The organism is Streptomyces sp. NPDC017936 (genome assembly GCF_044328485.1).
In the GTDB taxonomy this organism is placed as follows: Bacteria; Actinomycetota; Actinomycetes; order Streptomycetales; family Streptomycetaceae; genus Streptomyces.
In genome coordinates this window covers 1-14,722 of the sequence record NZ_JBIRHK010000032.1, presented here as the reverse complement: position 1 = coordinate 14,722, position 14,722 = coordinate 1, and the positions used below count along the sequence as shown (strand labels likewise).

Genomic DNA, 14,722 nt, shown 5'->3' with positions numbered 1-14,722 from the left:
AGCGCACGATGGCCACACCCACCCCTGTCCAGCCCGAGACCGAGACCGCCCCCGAAGAGGTGCCCGAGGTCGAACCGGAGACGGTCGACGACCCGGAGGAGACCGAGGACCCGGAGGGTGCGGACGCCCTGGGCGACCCGGGCAAGAAGGCCCTGGACACCATGAAGGGCAAGCTGAGGGCGGAGCGCGAGAAGCGCCGCAGCCTCGAGGCCCAGCTGGCCGAGCTCAACAAGCCGGCCGACGGCGAGCAGCCCGACCGGGACGCCCTGGTGCGTCAGGCTGAGCAGACCGCCCTGGCACGCGTCAACGAGCGCCTGGTGAAGGCGGAGGTGCGGGCCGCGGCCGCGGGCAAGCTCGCCGACCCGGCCGACGCCCACCGCTTCCTGGACCTGTCCCAGTTCGAGGTCGACGCCGACGGCAACGTCGACGCCGACGAGGTCGCCGAGGCGATCGACGACCTGATCAAGTCCAAGCCGTACCTGGCCGCGCAAGGCGGCACCCCCAAGCCGCGGTTCCAAGGGACCGCAGACTCCGGCGCCCGCAAGGGGAATGCCCGGCCCTCCCAGCTCACCGAGGCGGACGTCAAGCGTCTGTCGGCGGCGGGCAAGCACGCCGAGATCGTCAAGGCCCAGCAGGAAGGCCGCCTCGACGACTACCTCGGCAACACCCGGTAACCCCCCTTCGAGGAGATCCCCATGGCCATCAGCGCCTTCAAGCCGGAAGTGTGGAACGCCAACCTTCTGGTCACCCTGGAGAAGTCCCACGTCTACGCGGCGCCCGGCATCGTCAACCGCGAGTACGAGGGCGACATCGCCAACTACGGCGACACCGTCCACATCGTGGGCCTCGCCGAGCCGACCATCGGCACGTACACCCCGCACGTCGACATCACCATCGAGGACGTCGACGACACCGACGCCACCCTGCTCATCGACCAGTCGAAGTACTTCGCGTTCGAGGTCGACGACGTGGAGAAGCGGCAGGCGTTCAACGGCGGCCGCGTGCTGACCGAGCAGGCCCGCAAGGCCGCGTACAAGCTGCGCGACGTCGCCGACGCCTACGTGGCCGGCCTCATGGCCGCGGGCATCGACGCCGGTAACCTCGTCGCCGAGCAGACCCTGACCTCTCCGTCCGACGCCTACGACCTGCTCGTGGACCTGGGCACGATCCTCGATGAGGACAACGTGCCGGACGCCGGCCGCTGGGCGGTCGTCACGCCCGCGTTCTACGGCCTGCTGCTGAAGGACGACCGCTTCGTCGGGACCGGCGACGCGCAGGCCGCCGCGACCCGCACCAACGGCATGGTCGGGGAAGCCGCGGGCTTCTCCATCCGCAAGTCCAACAACGCCCCGAACGGTCCGGGCGCGGGCGCGGGCAAGCTCGTCATCGCCGGCTACAACGGCGCGGTCACCTACGCCGAGCAGATCAACAAGACCGAGGCGACCCGCAAGGAGAAGGGCTTCGCGGACATCGTGAAGGGCCTGCACCTGTACGGCGCCAAGGTCATCCGCCCGACCGGCCTGGCCGCCGCGGATGTGATCATCTGATGGCCGGGCGGGAGCTGAAGGACGGCCAGGAGGTCCTGCTGCGCGGCAGCGGCGGCGCCCCGTTCCGGGTGACCGTCGGCCAGCCGTTCACGCGGGACCTCATCGAGCGGCGCATCAAGGCCGGCGAGTGGAGCTGGCCGGACGACGAGCCGGAGGCGGCGGCGCAGGCCGGGCCGGAGCCGCGGACCGAGAAGAAGTCCAAGCCCAGCGACCGGCCGGGCGACGACGGCCCGCAGCCGCGGACCGAGTTCGCGTCCGACCCCGGCGACCGGGAGGGCGAGGCCGGGCCGCAGCCGCGCACGGAGATCGTGTCCGAGCCCGGCACCCGCAGCGACGTGGCCCCGGAGGAGACGGGCACGGACCCGGACCGGCCCGCGGCCAACGCGCCCAAGGCCGAGTGGGTGGTCTACGTCGCGCGCACGCAGCACATGTCCCGCGAGGACGCGGCGAACTACACCAAGGCCGACCTGATCGAGATGGCCAAGTAGCAGAGAGGGGGCCGCCGTGGCACTGGCACCGCTCGCGACGGTGGACGACCTCGAGGCCCGCGGCCTGGCCGTGGACGCCGCCGAGACGAACATCGTCAACGTCTACCTGCGCGTCGCCTCGGCGGCCGTGCGGGAGGCGGCCGGGACGGCGATCTCCCGCACCACGTCCACCATCACCCTGGAGGGCGAATCCGGGCAGCGGCTGACGCTGCCCGGGCCGCCCATCGTGTCCGTCGACGTGGTCACCGTCGACGGGAGGCCGGTCACCGACTGGCGGCTGAGGTCCGGCCGTCTGTGGCGCGCGGCCGGCTGGACCGGCTGCGAGCCGTCGGACATCGAGGTCACCTACACCCACGGGCTGGCCGAGGTGCCCGAGGACATCGTGGACCTGGTGTGCCGGATGGCGGCGGCCGCGCTGGTGGCGTACCGCTCCGAGGACGGCGGCACCGGGCTGGCCGCCGACAAGGAGGTCACCTCCGAGCGGCTCGGGGACTGGTCGGTCACCTACGGCGCGGACGGCCGCATCACCGAGATGGAGCTCCCGCAGCACTGGCGGGAGCGCCTGGCCGCCCGCTTCGGCGGCGGCATCACCGCGCTGAGGTCCCGGTGAGGGGCATCGGCCGGGCCCTGAACCGGCAGCTGACCGTGTGGCGGACGCAGAGTGCCGACGACGGGCACGGCGGGCAGACCACGACGCTGGCCCAGCAGGGCGCCGTGCGGGCGAAGGTCGACCAGCCCTCCCCCACCGAGCGCATGGTGGCCGCGTCGACCTCGTCCCGGCACTCGCACAACGTCTACCTGTCCCCGCGCGCGGACGTCCGCCGCGGCGACGAACTGCGCGGCACCGACGCTCTGGGGCGGGAGCAGGTGTTCCGCGTGCTGTCGGTTGTGCAGCCGTCCGCGCCCGTCTACTCCAAGGCTCTCGCCGAGCTGATCCAGACCGAAGGGGGAGCCTGATGGCTGACCTGACCAGCACCAAGGTGACCGTGGCGGCGGGCGTCGTCGACGTCGCCGCCCAGGCCACCGCCGCGGCCTCGGGCGGCGACACCGCGCCCGTGGGGCCGGGCCGCTTCCTGTACGTCAACAACGGCGGCGCCTCGTCCGTCACCGTCACGCTGGCCACCCCGGGCAGCGTGTCCGGCCTGGCGCTCCCGGACCCCACCTACACCGTGGCGGCCGGCAAGCACGCGATCATCCCGCTGGCGAACATCTTCCGGGGGGCGACCGGCCGGGCGTCGATCACCTACAGCGCCGTCACCTCGGTCACCGTCCGCCCGTTCGAGCTGGGCTCCTGATGGCCGCCGACGACGAGCGGCCGCGGCTGCCGCGGCTGGAGCCGCAGGAGTACCGCGTGCGCGCCGAGGAGGCGCTGGGCGGATCGGACAGCAACACACCGTGGGCGATCGCGTGGGCCCTGCTCGCCGTCGCGGGCGAGCTGCACGAGATCCGCCGGCAGCTGAGGAAGAGGTGAGCCAATGGCACGTCGCAGGCGGGCCCGTGTGGAGATCATCGGGTTGGAGCGGCTGGAGCGGCGGCTGGCCGAGATCGTGCCGGAGCTGGAGGCGGCCGCCAAGGCCGAGCTGGAGAACGCCGGGGCGGCGATGGTGGCGGACGTCCGCCGCAACGTGCGGGTCGACTCCGGCAACCTGCGCAGCAGCGTGAAGGCCACCCCGGAGAAGGACGGCCTGCGGGTATCGGTCGGCTGGCGCGACCAGGACGACCTGTACGCGGTCTTCCACGAACGCGGCACCCGCCGCACGCCGGCCAATCCCACGCTCATCCCCGCCCTGGAGCGCGCCGGCAAGGAGTTCGTGGCCCGGCTGCGGGCCGAGGTCAGGAGGCGGCTGTGAGCACCCCCGCCCTGGCCGGCCTGGCGACCCGTGACGCCATCCGGGCAGCGCTCACCGGCGACTCTCAGCTGATGGGCCAGATCAGCGGTGTCCTGGACTGGGCACCGGAAGACCAGCCCTACCCGTACATCCACCTCGGCGACTCCTTCGAGACCCCCTCCAACGCGCACGACCGCTACGGCTCGGAGGTCCTGCAGACCCTGCACGTGTGGTCGAAGTACCGCGGCTTCGCGCAGGGCCTGGCCATCGCCGACCGGGTCCGCCAGGTCCTGGACCACACCCCCCTCACGATCGTCGGGCACCGGTGGACGTGGACGCGGTTCGTGTCCATGCAGACCCTCACCGACCCCGAACCCCCCGGCGACCTGCGCCACCTGCCGATGACGTTCCGCATCGGCAGCGAGCAGCCCCCCGCATAGACCCCTCCCGGCCCCGGGCCGGACACCAGCAAGGAGGACGGCCATGGCCGGCGAAGACGCATTCGGAACCCAGCTCAAGCGCGAGAGCGGGGCCGGGACTTTCCAGCTGATCGCGAACGTCTCGGACCTGTCCGGTCCCGAGCGCTCCCGCGAGGCGATCGAGGTCACCGCCCACGACAGCCCCAACCGCTATCGCGAGTTCGTCAAGGGCCTCAAGGACGGCGGCGAGGTCACCGCGACGATCAACTACCGCCCCAGCGAGACGACGCACCAGGCCCTCGACGCCGACTTCGAAGAGGACGACCTGCGCAACTACCAGCTGGTCCTCCTGCCGGACGACCCGGACGAGCACACCTGGGACTTCACCGCCCTGATCACCGGCATCTCCGACGCCTTCCCCATCGACGACAAGATGGAGCGCGAAGTGACGTTCAAGATCTCGGGCAAGCCGACGCTCACCGCGACCGGCGTCTGACCGGCCACCACACCGACCGATCCGCCACTTCCCCGAGGACACCATGGCCAGTCTGAAAGACCAGATCCGTGCAGCGCAGGACATCAAGACCCAGGACGACGTCGAGATCCCCGAGTGGGTGCCCGGCGTGAAGTTCCGGGTGCGCGGCCTGCCCTCCAGCGACTGGGAGGAGTACCAGAACAGGCTGTCGAAGATGCGCATCGACACCGGCAAGGCGGGCGGCGCGGAGATGCAGCTGCGCTCGAACAAGGCGCTCATTGTCGCCAAGGCCCTGTACGACCAGGAGACGGACGAGCTGGTCTTCCCCGACCCGCGGGAGGGCGTGGCCATCCTGGGCCGCAAGAACGCCGGCATCGTCAACGGCCTGTTCAACCTGGTCCGTCACCTCTCCGACGACGACAAGTCGTTCGAGCAGAAGGTGAAGGACGCGGAGGGAAACTCCGCCGGCGACCAGCTCTGAGGCTCCTGTACGACTTCGCCGTCGCCTTCCGGATGCCGCCGGACGAGGTGATGGCGCGGTTCACCGAGGAGCAGATGGTGCACCTGGTCGCCTACCAGAACCTGTACGGCGTCATCACGCCCGCGCGCCTGGACGTCGTCGCCGCGCGGCTGGGGATGGACGTGGCCGCTCCGCACATGAAGAAGGGCCGTCTGCCGAAGCTGCGGGACCACCTCATGGTCTGGTCGCGCGCGGCCCGCCCGCCCCGTACCGGCCGGGAGCTGCTCGCCGTGGTCAAGGGCATTCAGGCCGCCTATGACGAGGCGGACACCGAACGCACCAGTCACCGGCGCCGGCGGCGCAGCTGACCGGTCCGCACACGTGAGGGGGTGGCCAAGGTGGCAGTGCTGGACGAGCTGCTGGTGCGGCTGGGCGTCGACATGTCCGACGCCGAGAGCGAGGTGGAACAGGGCGCCGACGGCATCACCAGCCGTCTGGACGGCCTGACGGTGGCCGGCGGCGCGGCGGCCGCGGGCCTGGGCGCCGCGTTCGTCATGGGCCTCGAGGGCGCGATGGACATCTCGTCCGTCACCACCCAGCTGCAGAACCAGCTGGACCTCACCGACGAGGAAGCCGGCCGGGCGGGCACGATCGCGGGCGACGTCTTCGCGGACGGCTTCGGCGGCTCCATGGACGAGGTGGGCGAGGCCCTCGGCGCCGTCTCGTCGTCCATGCAGGAGTTCGGCTCCATCTCCGACGCCGAGATGCAGGACCTGACCAAGCAGGCCATGGCCGTCGCCAAGACCTTCCAGTTCGACGTCGGCGAGGCCGCGGTCGGCGCGGGCAACCTGATCAAGGCCGGGCTGGCGAAGGACGGCACCGAGGCACTGGACCTGATCACCGCGGCCGCGCAGCAGATGCCCAAGGCCATGGCGGAGGAACTGCCCGCGGTGACCAAGGAGTACTCCGAGTTCTTCGGCCAGCTCGGCTTCACCGGGCCGCAGATGTTCGGGCTGCTGACCGAGGCGGCGAAGAACCCGGCGTTCGAGATCGACAAGCTGGGCGATGCGATCAAGGAATTCTCCCTGCGGATCGCGGACACGGACGCCGTTACGGAGCCCCTGAAGGAGCTCGGCCTGGACGTCGGGCACATCCAGAAGCTGGTCAACACCGGGCACGGCACGAAGGCCTTCGACGAGGTCAACGACGCACTGCTCAAGGTCACCGACCAGACCAAGCGCACCATGCTGCAGGCGGCCCTGTTCGGCGGCCCCGGCGAGGACCTCGGCAGCACCCTGCAAGCCGTCGCCCAGGCGGGCGGCGCGGCCGGCGCGAACATGGGCGACTTCGCGGGCAAGGCCGGAGAAGCCGCTGCGGCCATGGAGGCCTCGCCCGCCCAGCAGTGGGACAGTGTCATGCGGAGCCTGTCCACCACCCTGGGCACGGCGCTGCTGCCCGCCCTGCAGTTCGTGTCCGAGCTGATGAAGGAGCACCCCGGGCTGGTCCAGGTCCTGGTCCCGATCGTGCTCGCCCTCGCGGCCGGCCTGGCGGTCGCCGCGGCCGCACAGTGGGCCCTCAACAGCGCGCTGCTGGCCAACCCGTACACATGGATCGTCCTCGCCATCGTCGCGATCGTGGCGGCGATCGTCGTGCTGTGGAAGAAGAACGAGGCCTTCCGCAACTTCGTGACCGCGGCCTGGAACACGATCCTGGGCGCGATCAAGAAGGCCTGGAACTGGGTCAAGAACAACTGGCCGCTGGTGCTGGGCATCCTCACCGGACCGATCGGCCTGGCCGTCGGCGCGATCACGAACTACTGGGACGACATCGTCAAGTTCTTCAAGGGCATCCCCGGCCGAATCTCCAAGATCGCATCGGGCATGTGGACGCCGATCTGGAACGACTTCAAGCACACGCTGAACACCATCATCTGGGGCTGGAACAACCTGTCCCTGACGATCGGCGGCGGCTCGATCATGGGCGTGGACATCCCGTCCATCACGTTGTCCACGCCGAACATCCCCTACCTCGCCAAGGGCGGTATCGCGACCGGGCCCACGCTGGCCATGGTCGGCGAGGGCCGCGAGGACGAGGCGATCCTGCCGCTGTCCCGGCTGGAGCAGATGCTCAACCGGCCCGCGGCGGCACCGTCGACACGCCTCATCCAGCCGGTGGAGAACCGGCTCGTGCTCGAACTGCGCGGCGGCAGCAGGGCCTTCCGGGAGTTCTTCCAGGAGTCCGTCCGCACCACGGCCGGCGGCGACATCCGCAAGTTCACAGAGGGGTGAGGTGAGACGTGGTCAGCCTGCCACCGGACATCTGGGCCGAGCTGTACGTCGACGGCGCATGGGCCCCCGTCAGCGGCCACCTGCGGCAGACGTCCCCGGTCACCATCACCCGCGGCCTGTCCTCGGAGTCCGCGTCAGCCGCCGAGCCGACGGCATGCGAGTGCGTGCTGGACAACCGCGCCGGCATCTACTCGCCCCGCAATCCGCGCTCGCCCCTGCGCGGGAAGATCGGGCGGAACACGCCGATGCGGCTCGGCTACGAGGTAGGGAGCCCGTGGGCGGAGTTCGACGGCGGCCTCACCTACAACAGCCTCTTCGTCAACGACAACCCGGCCCTGGACATCACCGGTGACTTCGACCTGCGCATCGACCTGGCCCTGGAGGACTGGGCCGAGTCGCAGATGCTCGCCCTGCGCTACGTGCCCACGTCGTCCAACGAGTCGTGGGCGCTGGAGATCCTCGACGGCATCCTGACGTTCATCTGGTCCCCCAACGGCCTGTTCGCCTCCCGGATCACCCGGCAGGCGACCGAGGCCGTCAAGGGCTACCACGGGCAGCGCATGGCCCTGCGCGTCACCCTCGACATCAACACCGGCTCCGGCTACGAGCTGCGTTTCTACACCGGCCGCACCGTCACCGACACCGAATGGAACCTGCTCGGCGAGCCCCTCACCGGGACGCCGGCGACGGGCGTCTACGCAGGCTCCGGATACATGGAGTTCGGCGGAGGGTTCGCCTACAACGCCACCCCCGCCGGCGGCTCCCTAAACCGCATGCGCGGCCGGGCCTACGCCCTGCAGCTGCGCGACGGCATCGGCGGCACCATCAAGGTCGACATGTCCACCAGGTCCGCGACGCCGGGCGGCACGACGTTCGTCGACTCGACCGGGCTGACGTGGTCCCGCGGCGGCGACGCCGTCCTGACCAACCGGCACGTGCGCATGTCCGGCGAGGTGCCCGCCTGGCCTCCGACACGGGACCTGTCCGGCAATGACACCACCGTGGAGATCACCCCGTCCGGCGTCATGCGGCGCATGGCCGCCGGGAACAAGCCGGTCGACTCCGCCCTGCTGCGCTACATCAAGACGCACCAGCCCGTGGAGTGCTGGCCGCTGACGGACGGCGAGCAGTCCCGGGTCGGGCAGTCCCTCGTCGGAGGGAAACCGATGCGGCAGATCATCGCGTCGTCCGACACCCCGGCCGTCTTCGGCAAGGGCACGCTCGCGGACTGGATCGAGCCCGTCATTCAGATCCTCCCGGACGTGACCGGCGCCATCCAGGGCGAGTGCCCGGTCACGGCGGGCACCTCCGCCATGTGGTCCCTGGACTTCTGCGTGCGCGGCGGCGGCAACGAGTCGGCCGGCACATTCGAGATCTACGACGCGGGCGCGCAGTCGGACACCGACAACCAGGCACAGTTCCGTCTGATCTTCGACGGCAACAACGACCTGCTGACCCTCATCCTGGACATGGTGGGCGAGTCCACGTCGTCGTCGTCGCTCGTCATGGCCGGCACACCGGCAGCGATCTACGACGAGCAGCCGCACCACGTGCGCATCACCATGGACCCGCAGGCCTCCAGCACCCTGTGGTCCGTGTACGCGGACGGGAGGCTGATCGGCAGCGGCACCATCCCCTCCATCGTGATCAAGGCCCCCCGCGTCGTGCGCTTCAACTGGGGTTTCCTCTCGCTCACGGGCCAGACCATGACGGAGCGCGGCCTCGGCTACATCACCTTGTGGGACGGCACCGGGCCGTCGGCGGAGAGCGTGTACAGCGCGCTCATGGGGTTCATCGGCGAGCCGGCGGGGGACCGCATCGAGCGGCTGGCCGCGGAGGCCGGCTACGTCGCGACCGCGGCCGGGGAGACCTCCCTGCAGGAGCCCATGGGGATCCAGGGCAGGAAGACGCTCCTGGACCTCCTCAACGAGGCCAACAGCACCGACATGGGCTACCTGCTGGAGGCCCGCGACCGCAACGAGCTGATCCACCGGGGGCACTCCACCCTGTGGAACCAGCCGCCCGCGGTGGTCCTGGACTTCTCGGCCGGGCTCATCAGCAGCCCGTTCCGACCGGTGGACGACGACAAGCTCACCGAGAACGACGTCAGCGTGCGGAGGGAATACGGCGCCGTCCCGGCCCGCCAGGTCCTCGAGGAAGGGGAGCTGTCCGTCCAGGACTACCCCAACGGCGTCGGCCGCTACGACAACGAGTACACCTACAGCCTCGCCACCGACGCCCAGGCCGGCCACGTCGCCTCCATGCGGCTGCACCTGGGCACGTACAACGGGGTCCGGTACTCCCGCATCACCCTGGACCTGGCCAACCCGCGCGTGCACCAGATGCTCGACGACATCCTGCGCATCGACTGCGGGGACAAGCTGCGGCTGACCGGCCTGCCCGAGGACCACGGGCCGGACGACGTCGACGTCCTGGTGCAGGGCTACACCGAGGAAGCCGGGCCTGACGCCTGGCGCATCACGTTCAACTGCGTGCCGGCCGAACCCTGGACGGCGCTCGTCCTCGGCAGCACCGCCTACGGGCGGCTCGACACCGGCGGCTGCGTCCTCGCCGAGGACCTCACGGCGACGGAGACCGACGTCGACGTGACGACGACCGGCACCCGGCGGTGGGTTGACTCCGCCACCTTCCCGGACGAGTTCCCCTTCGACGTCAGGATCGGCGAGGAAGTCATGCGGGTCACCGCGTGCACCGGGACCACGGCCAGCCAGACCTTCACCGTCGTCCGGGCGGTCAACGGCGTCGCGCTGACCCACAGCGCCGGAGCCGACGTCCGGCTCGCCACACCCGTCTACCTGGGGCTCTGAGGAGGCTGCCATGGCCGTATGGCCGAACCTGTACGCGGGGCAACGGGCGACCGCTGACCTGCTGACCAGCATGCTGCCCCTGCACGCCGCGAAGACGGCGTCCACGTCCCGGGCGTCGACGACCACCATCAGCGCCGATCCCGACCTTCAGCTGCCGGTGGTGGCCAACGCGCAGTACTTGCTGCACTTCTACTTCCGGATCTCCGGACTGCCCACCGCGGACATGGACATCCAGTTCACCACACCCGCGGGATGCACCGGCTCGTATGCCGTGACCGGACGGCTCGCCGGCGCCTCGGCGGCGGACACCGATGCCCGTACCAGCACCCGCATCGCCTGGAACGTCGAGACCCTGTATGCGACCCCGTCGACCACGGCCGCGCAGGTCAACCACGGGGCCGGAAGGCTGATCACCGGGCCCACCGCCGGCACTCTGTCCGTGGACTGGGCCCAGAACATCTCCAGCACCACCGCGTCCATCATGGAAGCGGACTCGTGGCTGGAGCTCCGCCGAATCGCCTGAGAAGGGGCCCCATGTTCATCACCGACCGGCTGGAAGCCATCCAGTACGACGGCACCAACGGCGAGCACATCGCCACCGAGTTCCTCAGCAACACCACCGTGGCCAGCGACGACGGGCAGATCCTGCGCCTCGTCGACGGCACGAACGACCCCGAAATCGCCCTCGACAACTGGGTGATCCGCCGCGCGCTCGGCGGCGGCCTGTACATGTACCTCGGCACCTACCCGGACGCCGACTTCAAGGCCCGGTACGCCCCGCTGCCCTGATCCGTCGATCTTCCCCCGCCCCTCGCCCCGCGCCAGAAGGCCGGGGCTCTTTTCATGCCCAGGAGGGCTCATATGGCCAAGCAGGGCCCGCAGAAGATCCCGGGCGCCTCGCAGCGCTACTTCTACGGGGACGGCTCCTACTCCGGCTCCGACATGGAGGTCAACTGCGGCGTCATCCACACCACCGAAGGCCGCACGCTGCCGTCGTACAACGGCGGCTCCATCGCCCCGACCGTGACCGGCGTCCCCGACATCGCGGCCAAGCGCATCAGGTGGTACCAGCACTACGACGTCGACGAGTCCGCCCGCGCCCTCGCCAACAAGCTCGGCGGCGTCTCCACCAACACGGCGAACGCCTTCCAGATCGAACTCGTCGGGACCTGCGACGACTCCAAGGCGAAGACCTGGGACGACAAGCGGGCAGGCGTCGACTACCTGCACTGGCCCACCGCCCCCGACTGGGCACTCGCCGAAGTCGGCTGGCTGGTGCGCTGGCTGCACGACTACCACGGCGTCCCGATGACCTGCGTGCGCGACTGGCTCGCCTACGGCAAGGACTCCCGCCGGCCCGGCATCACCCCCGCCTCCTACGGCGCCAGCCCCGCCCGCATGAGCTTCGCCGAATGGCAGGCATTCAAGGGCTGGTGCGGCCACCAGCACGTCCCCGAGAACGACCACGGCGACCCCGGCTCCATGGACTTCGCCCGCGTCCTCGAGCACGCCAAGGGCACCAGCGAGCCGACGCCGACCACGCCCGACCCGACCCCGAGCCAGGAGGACGACATGCCGCAGATGCTGGACGAGTACAACCCCCGCGACGTCGAGCTGACCTCCGGCGAGTGGACCGGGCTCGCCGTGGCGGACGCGGTCCTCCACTCCGGGCCGCGCCTGCACGACACCCTCGTGCACGTCCTCCTCGCCGAGGACACCCCGGACGACACCGTCGTCGAGGGCCGCTTCTACCTGACCGACACCGCGGGGGCGTCCCCGTCCGCCTACCTGCCGACCGCCCATCGCGGTGGCGGGGGGCACCAGTTCGGGCTGTCCGGCAAGGTCCCGGCGGGCAAGCACTTGCGCTTCCAGATCCGGGTGACGACGCCCGACAGCTCGCCCGTGACGCTGCTGCACCGCACCGCGACCGGCCCGTACTGGGCCACGTCCTGATCCCCCGATCCCCTCCAACGGAAGGACCCGATCCGCCATGAGGATCTCCAGCATCGCCAAGTCCATCGTGGCCGGCCTCGCGGCCGGCGCGACCGCCGCCGTCACCGCCGTGCAGGACGGCGCCCTCACCACCGGCGAGGGCGTCACCATCGTCCTGGCCGTCCTCGGCGCGTGGGGCATCACCTACGCCGTACCCAACCGGCCCGGCCCCACAAGCATCTGACCAGCCAGCACAGCCGAGGGGAGGGCCGTGACCGAACTGCTGGGGTTCAGACCCGTCGACCTGGGGGCCGCGGCCCTCGTCGGCCTCGTCGTCCTGCTGGTGCTGCGCGGGCAGCTCGTCCCGCGCCGCCAGCTGGAGGACGTCCGCACCGACCTGGTCCGGCAGATCGACGACCTGCGCGGCGAGCGCGACACCTGGCGCCAGGCCCACGCCGTATCCGAAGAGGCCCGGCGCGAGGCACAGGACCAGGCCGGCGAACTCCTGGAGCTGAGCCGCACGGCCGGCTACTTCTTCAGCGCCCTGCCCTCCGTCCGGTCCCGGGAGGTGAGCGCAGATGCTGGCACGGATCAGCAGACTGCTGCACCGCCGGCCTGAGCCCGCCGAGCGGCAGCAGACCCCGGGCCAGCGGGAAGCGTCGGCCGCCCTCGGTCGCGCCGAAGCGGACCGTGCTCGGCTGCAGGCCCAGCGCAGGGAGGTGGCGGCCGAGGCCGGGGCGTGGCGGCGACGCCGCAGAGAGAATCACTTCGCCGAGAAGATCGAGGCGCTGTTCAAGGGAGGGGAGCAATGGGACACCTGAGCATCGACCAGTGGAGCAACCTGGCCGCGTCGATGCTGGTGACCGTAGTCTGCGCCGTCTTCGTGGTGACCTATCACCTGCGGGCGACGTGGTGGCGGTCGGAGATGGGCCGCAACGTGATGGCGCTCGCCGTAGCGGTCGGGGCCCTGTTCGCGTACACGGTGCTGGTGTCGCTGTGGCCGGACGGCTGCCTCGCGATGGTGCTGCGCTGGGTGCGCACCGGGATCGCTCTGACGATCGCCGTCGTGATGGCGCAGCGGACCCGGGTGCTGGTGCGGATCCAGCGGCAGCACCACGATCACACTGGCGTGTGAGTCCCGGACCGGCCCCGTGATGGGAGGCCGGCCCGGGACGCCATACCCCCGTCGATGCGCCCCCGCTCTCCCCTCGGGGAGGGCGGGGGCGCTTTCGTCATGCCCGGGACTGGTCGGTCGGCGGCTGGTCGGCGACGAACGAGCCCATGCCGGCCGTCGTGACGATGAGCCCTTCGGAACGCAGGGCGGCAGTCACCTTCCGCACGGTGCCCCGGGCCACGCCGAACTCCGCTTCGAGCTGCACCTCGGAGATGAGGTGGCGGGGCGGATAGGTGCCCTCCGCGATCCGCGCCCGGACGACCTCGGCAATCTGTTCCCACTTCGGCCGTGTGGGGTCATATTCGATCACTCATCGGACGGTACGTAGCAGGGCGTATATGGGCATAGAGATACACAGCCATACGTAGGCATGGACAGGGGTGTACATGCTGCCTACGCTGCGAGGACGTGAAATGCCCCCGCAGCCTGGCAGGGCCCGGGGGCGTGGCCGACTGTGAAGGAGTCGACATGGCAGAGCCTACGCACGCCGCCGAACCACGAACAGACAGCAGTGCGCTGCTGATGCTGCCGCTGCCGCAGGTCATCGGCCTGTCCGACCCGCAGCGTCGTGGTGCCGCCTGCGTGTGGTGCGGCACGGGTCTGACCGCCGAGACGGCCCGGGATCTCGGCGAGCGCCCGGCGCCGGACGGCGGGCTCCTCTTCCCCCGCAGCTGCACCCCCTGCGCCTGTAAGGAGGCGCGCCGCGTCTTCGCCCTCCATACCCGCTCCTGCCGGAGGTGCACCGTCCACCGTCGCTGCGAGGACCGGCAGCTGCTGCACGCCCTGGCCGTCGAGGACCGCCCGTGGAAGGACGGCCTGTGACCGGGGGCCGCGCGGCCGGCTACTGCTGGCAGAAGCACCCCGAGGGCGCAGGCCGCTGCACCCGCCCGCCGGGCCACGACGGCGACCACGTGGACTACTACACCGGCCGCCGTTCCCTGGCGGCCACCGAGGGGCACCGCTGGCCCCAGTAAGCTCCCGGACCCGGCGCGACGGTGTGCCGGACACGGGAAGAGAGCGGCCCGCCCCCGCCCCCCGTCGGGGACGGGCCGCTCGCCAAATGCGCCACCCCTGCCCGCTCCCTGTAGGGCGGGAACCGCGGCTCCGACCGGCACGCCGACGCCGGTCGGGGCCGCTTTTCGCTGTCACCTTCGAATCGAAGGCGATCACGCGCGGCACCGAATCAGTCCGCAAAACCGCAGGTCAGATGGGGTTTCCCGAGGTCTCCCCTGAGGCTCGCAGCAAGATCCATTTAGAGGCGTCATAGCAGTAGATTGGGGTT

General features: G+C 70.7%; 24 protein-coding genes. 23 read left to right on the top strand and 1 reads right to left on the bottom strand.

The window, feature by feature from the left end:
* Positions 1-8 precede the first annotated feature (8 nt).
* The 21 genes from ACH4F6_RS39090 to ACH4F6_RS38990 all read left to right on the top strand — a co-directional run bounded on the left by ACH4F6_RS39090 (position 9) and on the right by ACH4F6_RS38990 (position 13,401).
* Positions 9-674: a hypothetical protein gene (locus tag ACH4F6_RS39090; protein WP_397965397.1), complete on the top strand. Its 666-nt coding sequence runs from the start codon at positions 9-11 to the stop codon at positions 672-674.
* Positions 675-695: 21 nt separating this feature from the next.
* A complete protein-coding gene (locus ACH4F6_RS39085) occupies positions 696-1,547 on the top strand; it encodes a N4-gp56 family major capsid protein (protein WP_397965396.1) in 852 nt (283 codons plus the stop codon).
* Positions 1,547-2,035 carry a hypothetical protein gene (locus ACH4F6_RS39080; protein WP_397965395.1) on the top strand — a complete coding sequence of 163 codons (489 nt, stop codon included), beginning with the start codon at positions 1,547-1,549 and terminating at the stop codon, positions 2,033-2,035. The genes ACH4F6_RS39085 and ACH4F6_RS39080 overlap by 1 nt, the downstream gene beginning before the upstream one ends.
* 16 nt (positions 2,036-2,051) lie before the next feature.
* Positions 2,052-2,645: a hypothetical protein gene (locus tag ACH4F6_RS39075; protein ID WP_397965394.1), complete on the top strand. Its 594-nt coding sequence runs from the start codon at positions 2,052-2,054 to the stop codon at positions 2,643-2,645.
* The gene (locus ACH4F6_RS39070; protein ID WP_397965392.1) at positions 2,642-2,992 is read left to right on the top strand and encodes a head-tail adaptor protein; all 351 of its coding nucleotides are present in this window, start codon (positions 2,642-2,644) and stop codon (positions 2,990-2,992) included. Before ACH4F6_RS39075 ends, ACH4F6_RS39070 begins: the two co-directional genes overlap by 4 nt.
* Complete coding sequence (locus ACH4F6_RS39065; protein ID WP_397965391.1) at positions 2,992-3,330, top strand: hypothetical protein; 339 nt, start codon at positions 2,992-2,994, stop codon at positions 3,328-3,330. The genes ACH4F6_RS39070 and ACH4F6_RS39065 overlap by 1 nt, the downstream gene beginning before the upstream one ends.
* Entirely contained in the window at positions 3,330-3,506 is a 177-nt protein-coding gene (locus ACH4F6_RS39060) for a hypothetical protein (RefSeq protein ID WP_397965389.1), read from the top strand. The genes ACH4F6_RS39065 and ACH4F6_RS39060 overlap by 1 nt, the downstream gene beginning before the upstream one ends.
* Before the next feature lie 4 nt (positions 3,507-3,510).
* Positions 3,511-3,885 carry an HK97-gp10 family putative phage morphogenesis protein gene (locus ACH4F6_RS39055; RefSeq protein ID WP_397965387.1) on the top strand — a complete coding sequence of 125 codons (375 nt, stop codon included), beginning with the start codon at positions 3,511-3,513 and terminating at the stop codon, positions 3,883-3,885.
* Complete coding sequence (locus ACH4F6_RS39050; RefSeq protein ID WP_397965386.1) at positions 3,882-4,304, top strand: DUF3168 domain-containing protein; 423 nt, start codon at positions 3,882-3,884, stop codon at positions 4,302-4,304. Before ACH4F6_RS39055 ends, ACH4F6_RS39050 begins: the two co-directional genes overlap by 4 nt.
* A 43-nt stretch (positions 4,305-4,347) precedes the next feature.
* Complete coding sequence (locus ACH4F6_RS39045; protein WP_397965385.1) at positions 4,348-4,779, top strand: phage tail tube protein; 432 nt, start codon at positions 4,348-4,350, stop codon at positions 4,777-4,779.
* Between the two features lie 43 nt (positions 4,780-4,822).
* The gene (locus ACH4F6_RS39040; protein WP_397965384.1) at positions 4,823-5,239 is read left to right on the top strand and encodes a hypothetical protein; all 417 of its coding nucleotides are present in this window, start codon (positions 4,823-4,825) and stop codon (positions 5,237-5,239) included.
* Between the two features lie 32 nt (positions 5,240-5,271).
* Positions 5,272-5,586 carry a hypothetical protein gene (locus tag ACH4F6_RS39035; protein ID WP_397965383.1) on the top strand — a complete coding sequence of 105 codons (315 nt, stop codon included), beginning with the start codon at positions 5,272-5,274 and terminating at the stop codon, positions 5,584-5,586.
* Positions 5,587-5,607: 21 nt separating this feature from the next.
* The gene (locus tag ACH4F6_RS39030; RefSeq protein WP_397965382.1) at positions 5,608-7,506 is read left to right on the top strand and encodes a phage tail tape measure protein; all 1,899 of its coding nucleotides are present in this window, start codon (positions 5,608-5,610) and stop codon (positions 7,504-7,506) included.
* 8 nt (positions 7,507-7,514) lie between these two features.
* Positions 7,515-10,334 carry a hypothetical protein gene (locus ACH4F6_RS39025; RefSeq protein ID WP_397965381.1) on the top strand — a complete coding sequence of 940 codons (2,820 nt, stop codon included), beginning with the start codon at positions 7,515-7,517 and terminating at the stop codon, positions 10,332-10,334.
* 10 nt (positions 10,335-10,344) lie between these two features.
* On the top strand, positions 10,345-10,857 hold the full coding sequence (locus ACH4F6_RS39020; RefSeq protein ID WP_397965380.1) for a hypothetical protein: 513 nt from the start codon (positions 10,345-10,347) through the stop codon (positions 10,855-10,857).
* Between the two features lie 11 nt (positions 10,858-10,868).
* On the top strand, positions 10,869-11,123 hold the full coding sequence (locus ACH4F6_RS39015) for a hypothetical protein (RefSeq protein ID WP_397965379.1): 255 nt from the start codon (positions 10,869-10,871) through the stop codon (positions 11,121-11,123).
* Positions 11,124-11,195: 72 nt separating this feature from the next.
* Positions 11,196-12,287 (top strand): hypothetical protein, encoded by a 1,092-nt coding sequence (locus ACH4F6_RS39010; RefSeq protein WP_397965378.1) that lies wholly within the window; start codon positions 11,196-11,198, stop codon positions 12,285-12,287.
* Between the two features lie 37 nt (positions 12,288-12,324).
* Positions 12,325-12,510 (top strand): hypothetical protein, encoded by a 186-nt coding sequence (locus tag ACH4F6_RS39005; RefSeq protein WP_397965377.1) that lies wholly within the window; start codon positions 12,325-12,327, stop codon positions 12,508-12,510.
* A 27-nt stretch (positions 12,511-12,537) separates the two neighbouring features.
* Positions 12,538-12,885 (top strand): hypothetical protein, encoded by a 348-nt coding sequence (locus ACH4F6_RS39000; RefSeq protein WP_397965376.1) that lies wholly within the window; start codon positions 12,538-12,540, stop codon positions 12,883-12,885.
* The gene (locus tag ACH4F6_RS38995) at positions 12,845-13,087 is read left to right on the top strand and encodes a hypothetical protein (protein WP_397965375.1); all 243 of its coding nucleotides are present in this window, start codon (positions 12,845-12,847) and stop codon (positions 13,085-13,087) included. Before ACH4F6_RS39000 ends, ACH4F6_RS38995 begins: the two co-directional genes overlap by 41 nt.
* Positions 13,075-13,401, top strand: a complete 327-nt coding sequence (locus ACH4F6_RS38990) for a hypothetical protein (RefSeq protein WP_397965374.1) — start codon at positions 13,075-13,077, stop codon at positions 13,399-13,401. The genes ACH4F6_RS38995 and ACH4F6_RS38990 overlap by 13 nt, the downstream gene beginning before the upstream one ends.
* A gap of 97 nt (positions 13,402-13,498) precedes the next feature.
* Here ACH4F6_RS38990 and ACH4F6_RS38985 read toward each other — a convergent pair whose 3' ends face one another.
* On the bottom strand, positions 13,499-13,750 hold the full coding sequence (locus ACH4F6_RS38985) for a GntR family transcriptional regulator (RefSeq protein ID WP_397965373.1): 252 nt from the start codon (positions 13,748-13,750) through the stop codon (positions 13,499-13,501).
* Between the two features lie 158 nt (positions 13,751-13,908).
* Here ACH4F6_RS38985 and ACH4F6_RS38980 point away from each other — a divergent pair, with 158 nt between their 5' ends.
* Together ACH4F6_RS38980 and ACH4F6_RS38975 are read left to right on the top strand one after the other, a co-directional pair.
* On the top strand, positions 13,909-14,262 hold the full coding sequence (locus tag ACH4F6_RS38980; protein ID WP_397965371.1) for a hypothetical protein: 354 nt from the start codon (positions 13,909-13,911) through the stop codon (positions 14,260-14,262).
* Entirely contained in the window at positions 14,259-14,414 is a 156-nt protein-coding gene (locus ACH4F6_RS38975; protein ID WP_397965369.1) for a hypothetical protein, read from the top strand. Before ACH4F6_RS38980 ends, ACH4F6_RS38975 begins: the two co-directional genes overlap by 4 nt.
* Positions 14,415-14,722 lie beyond the last annotated feature (308 nt).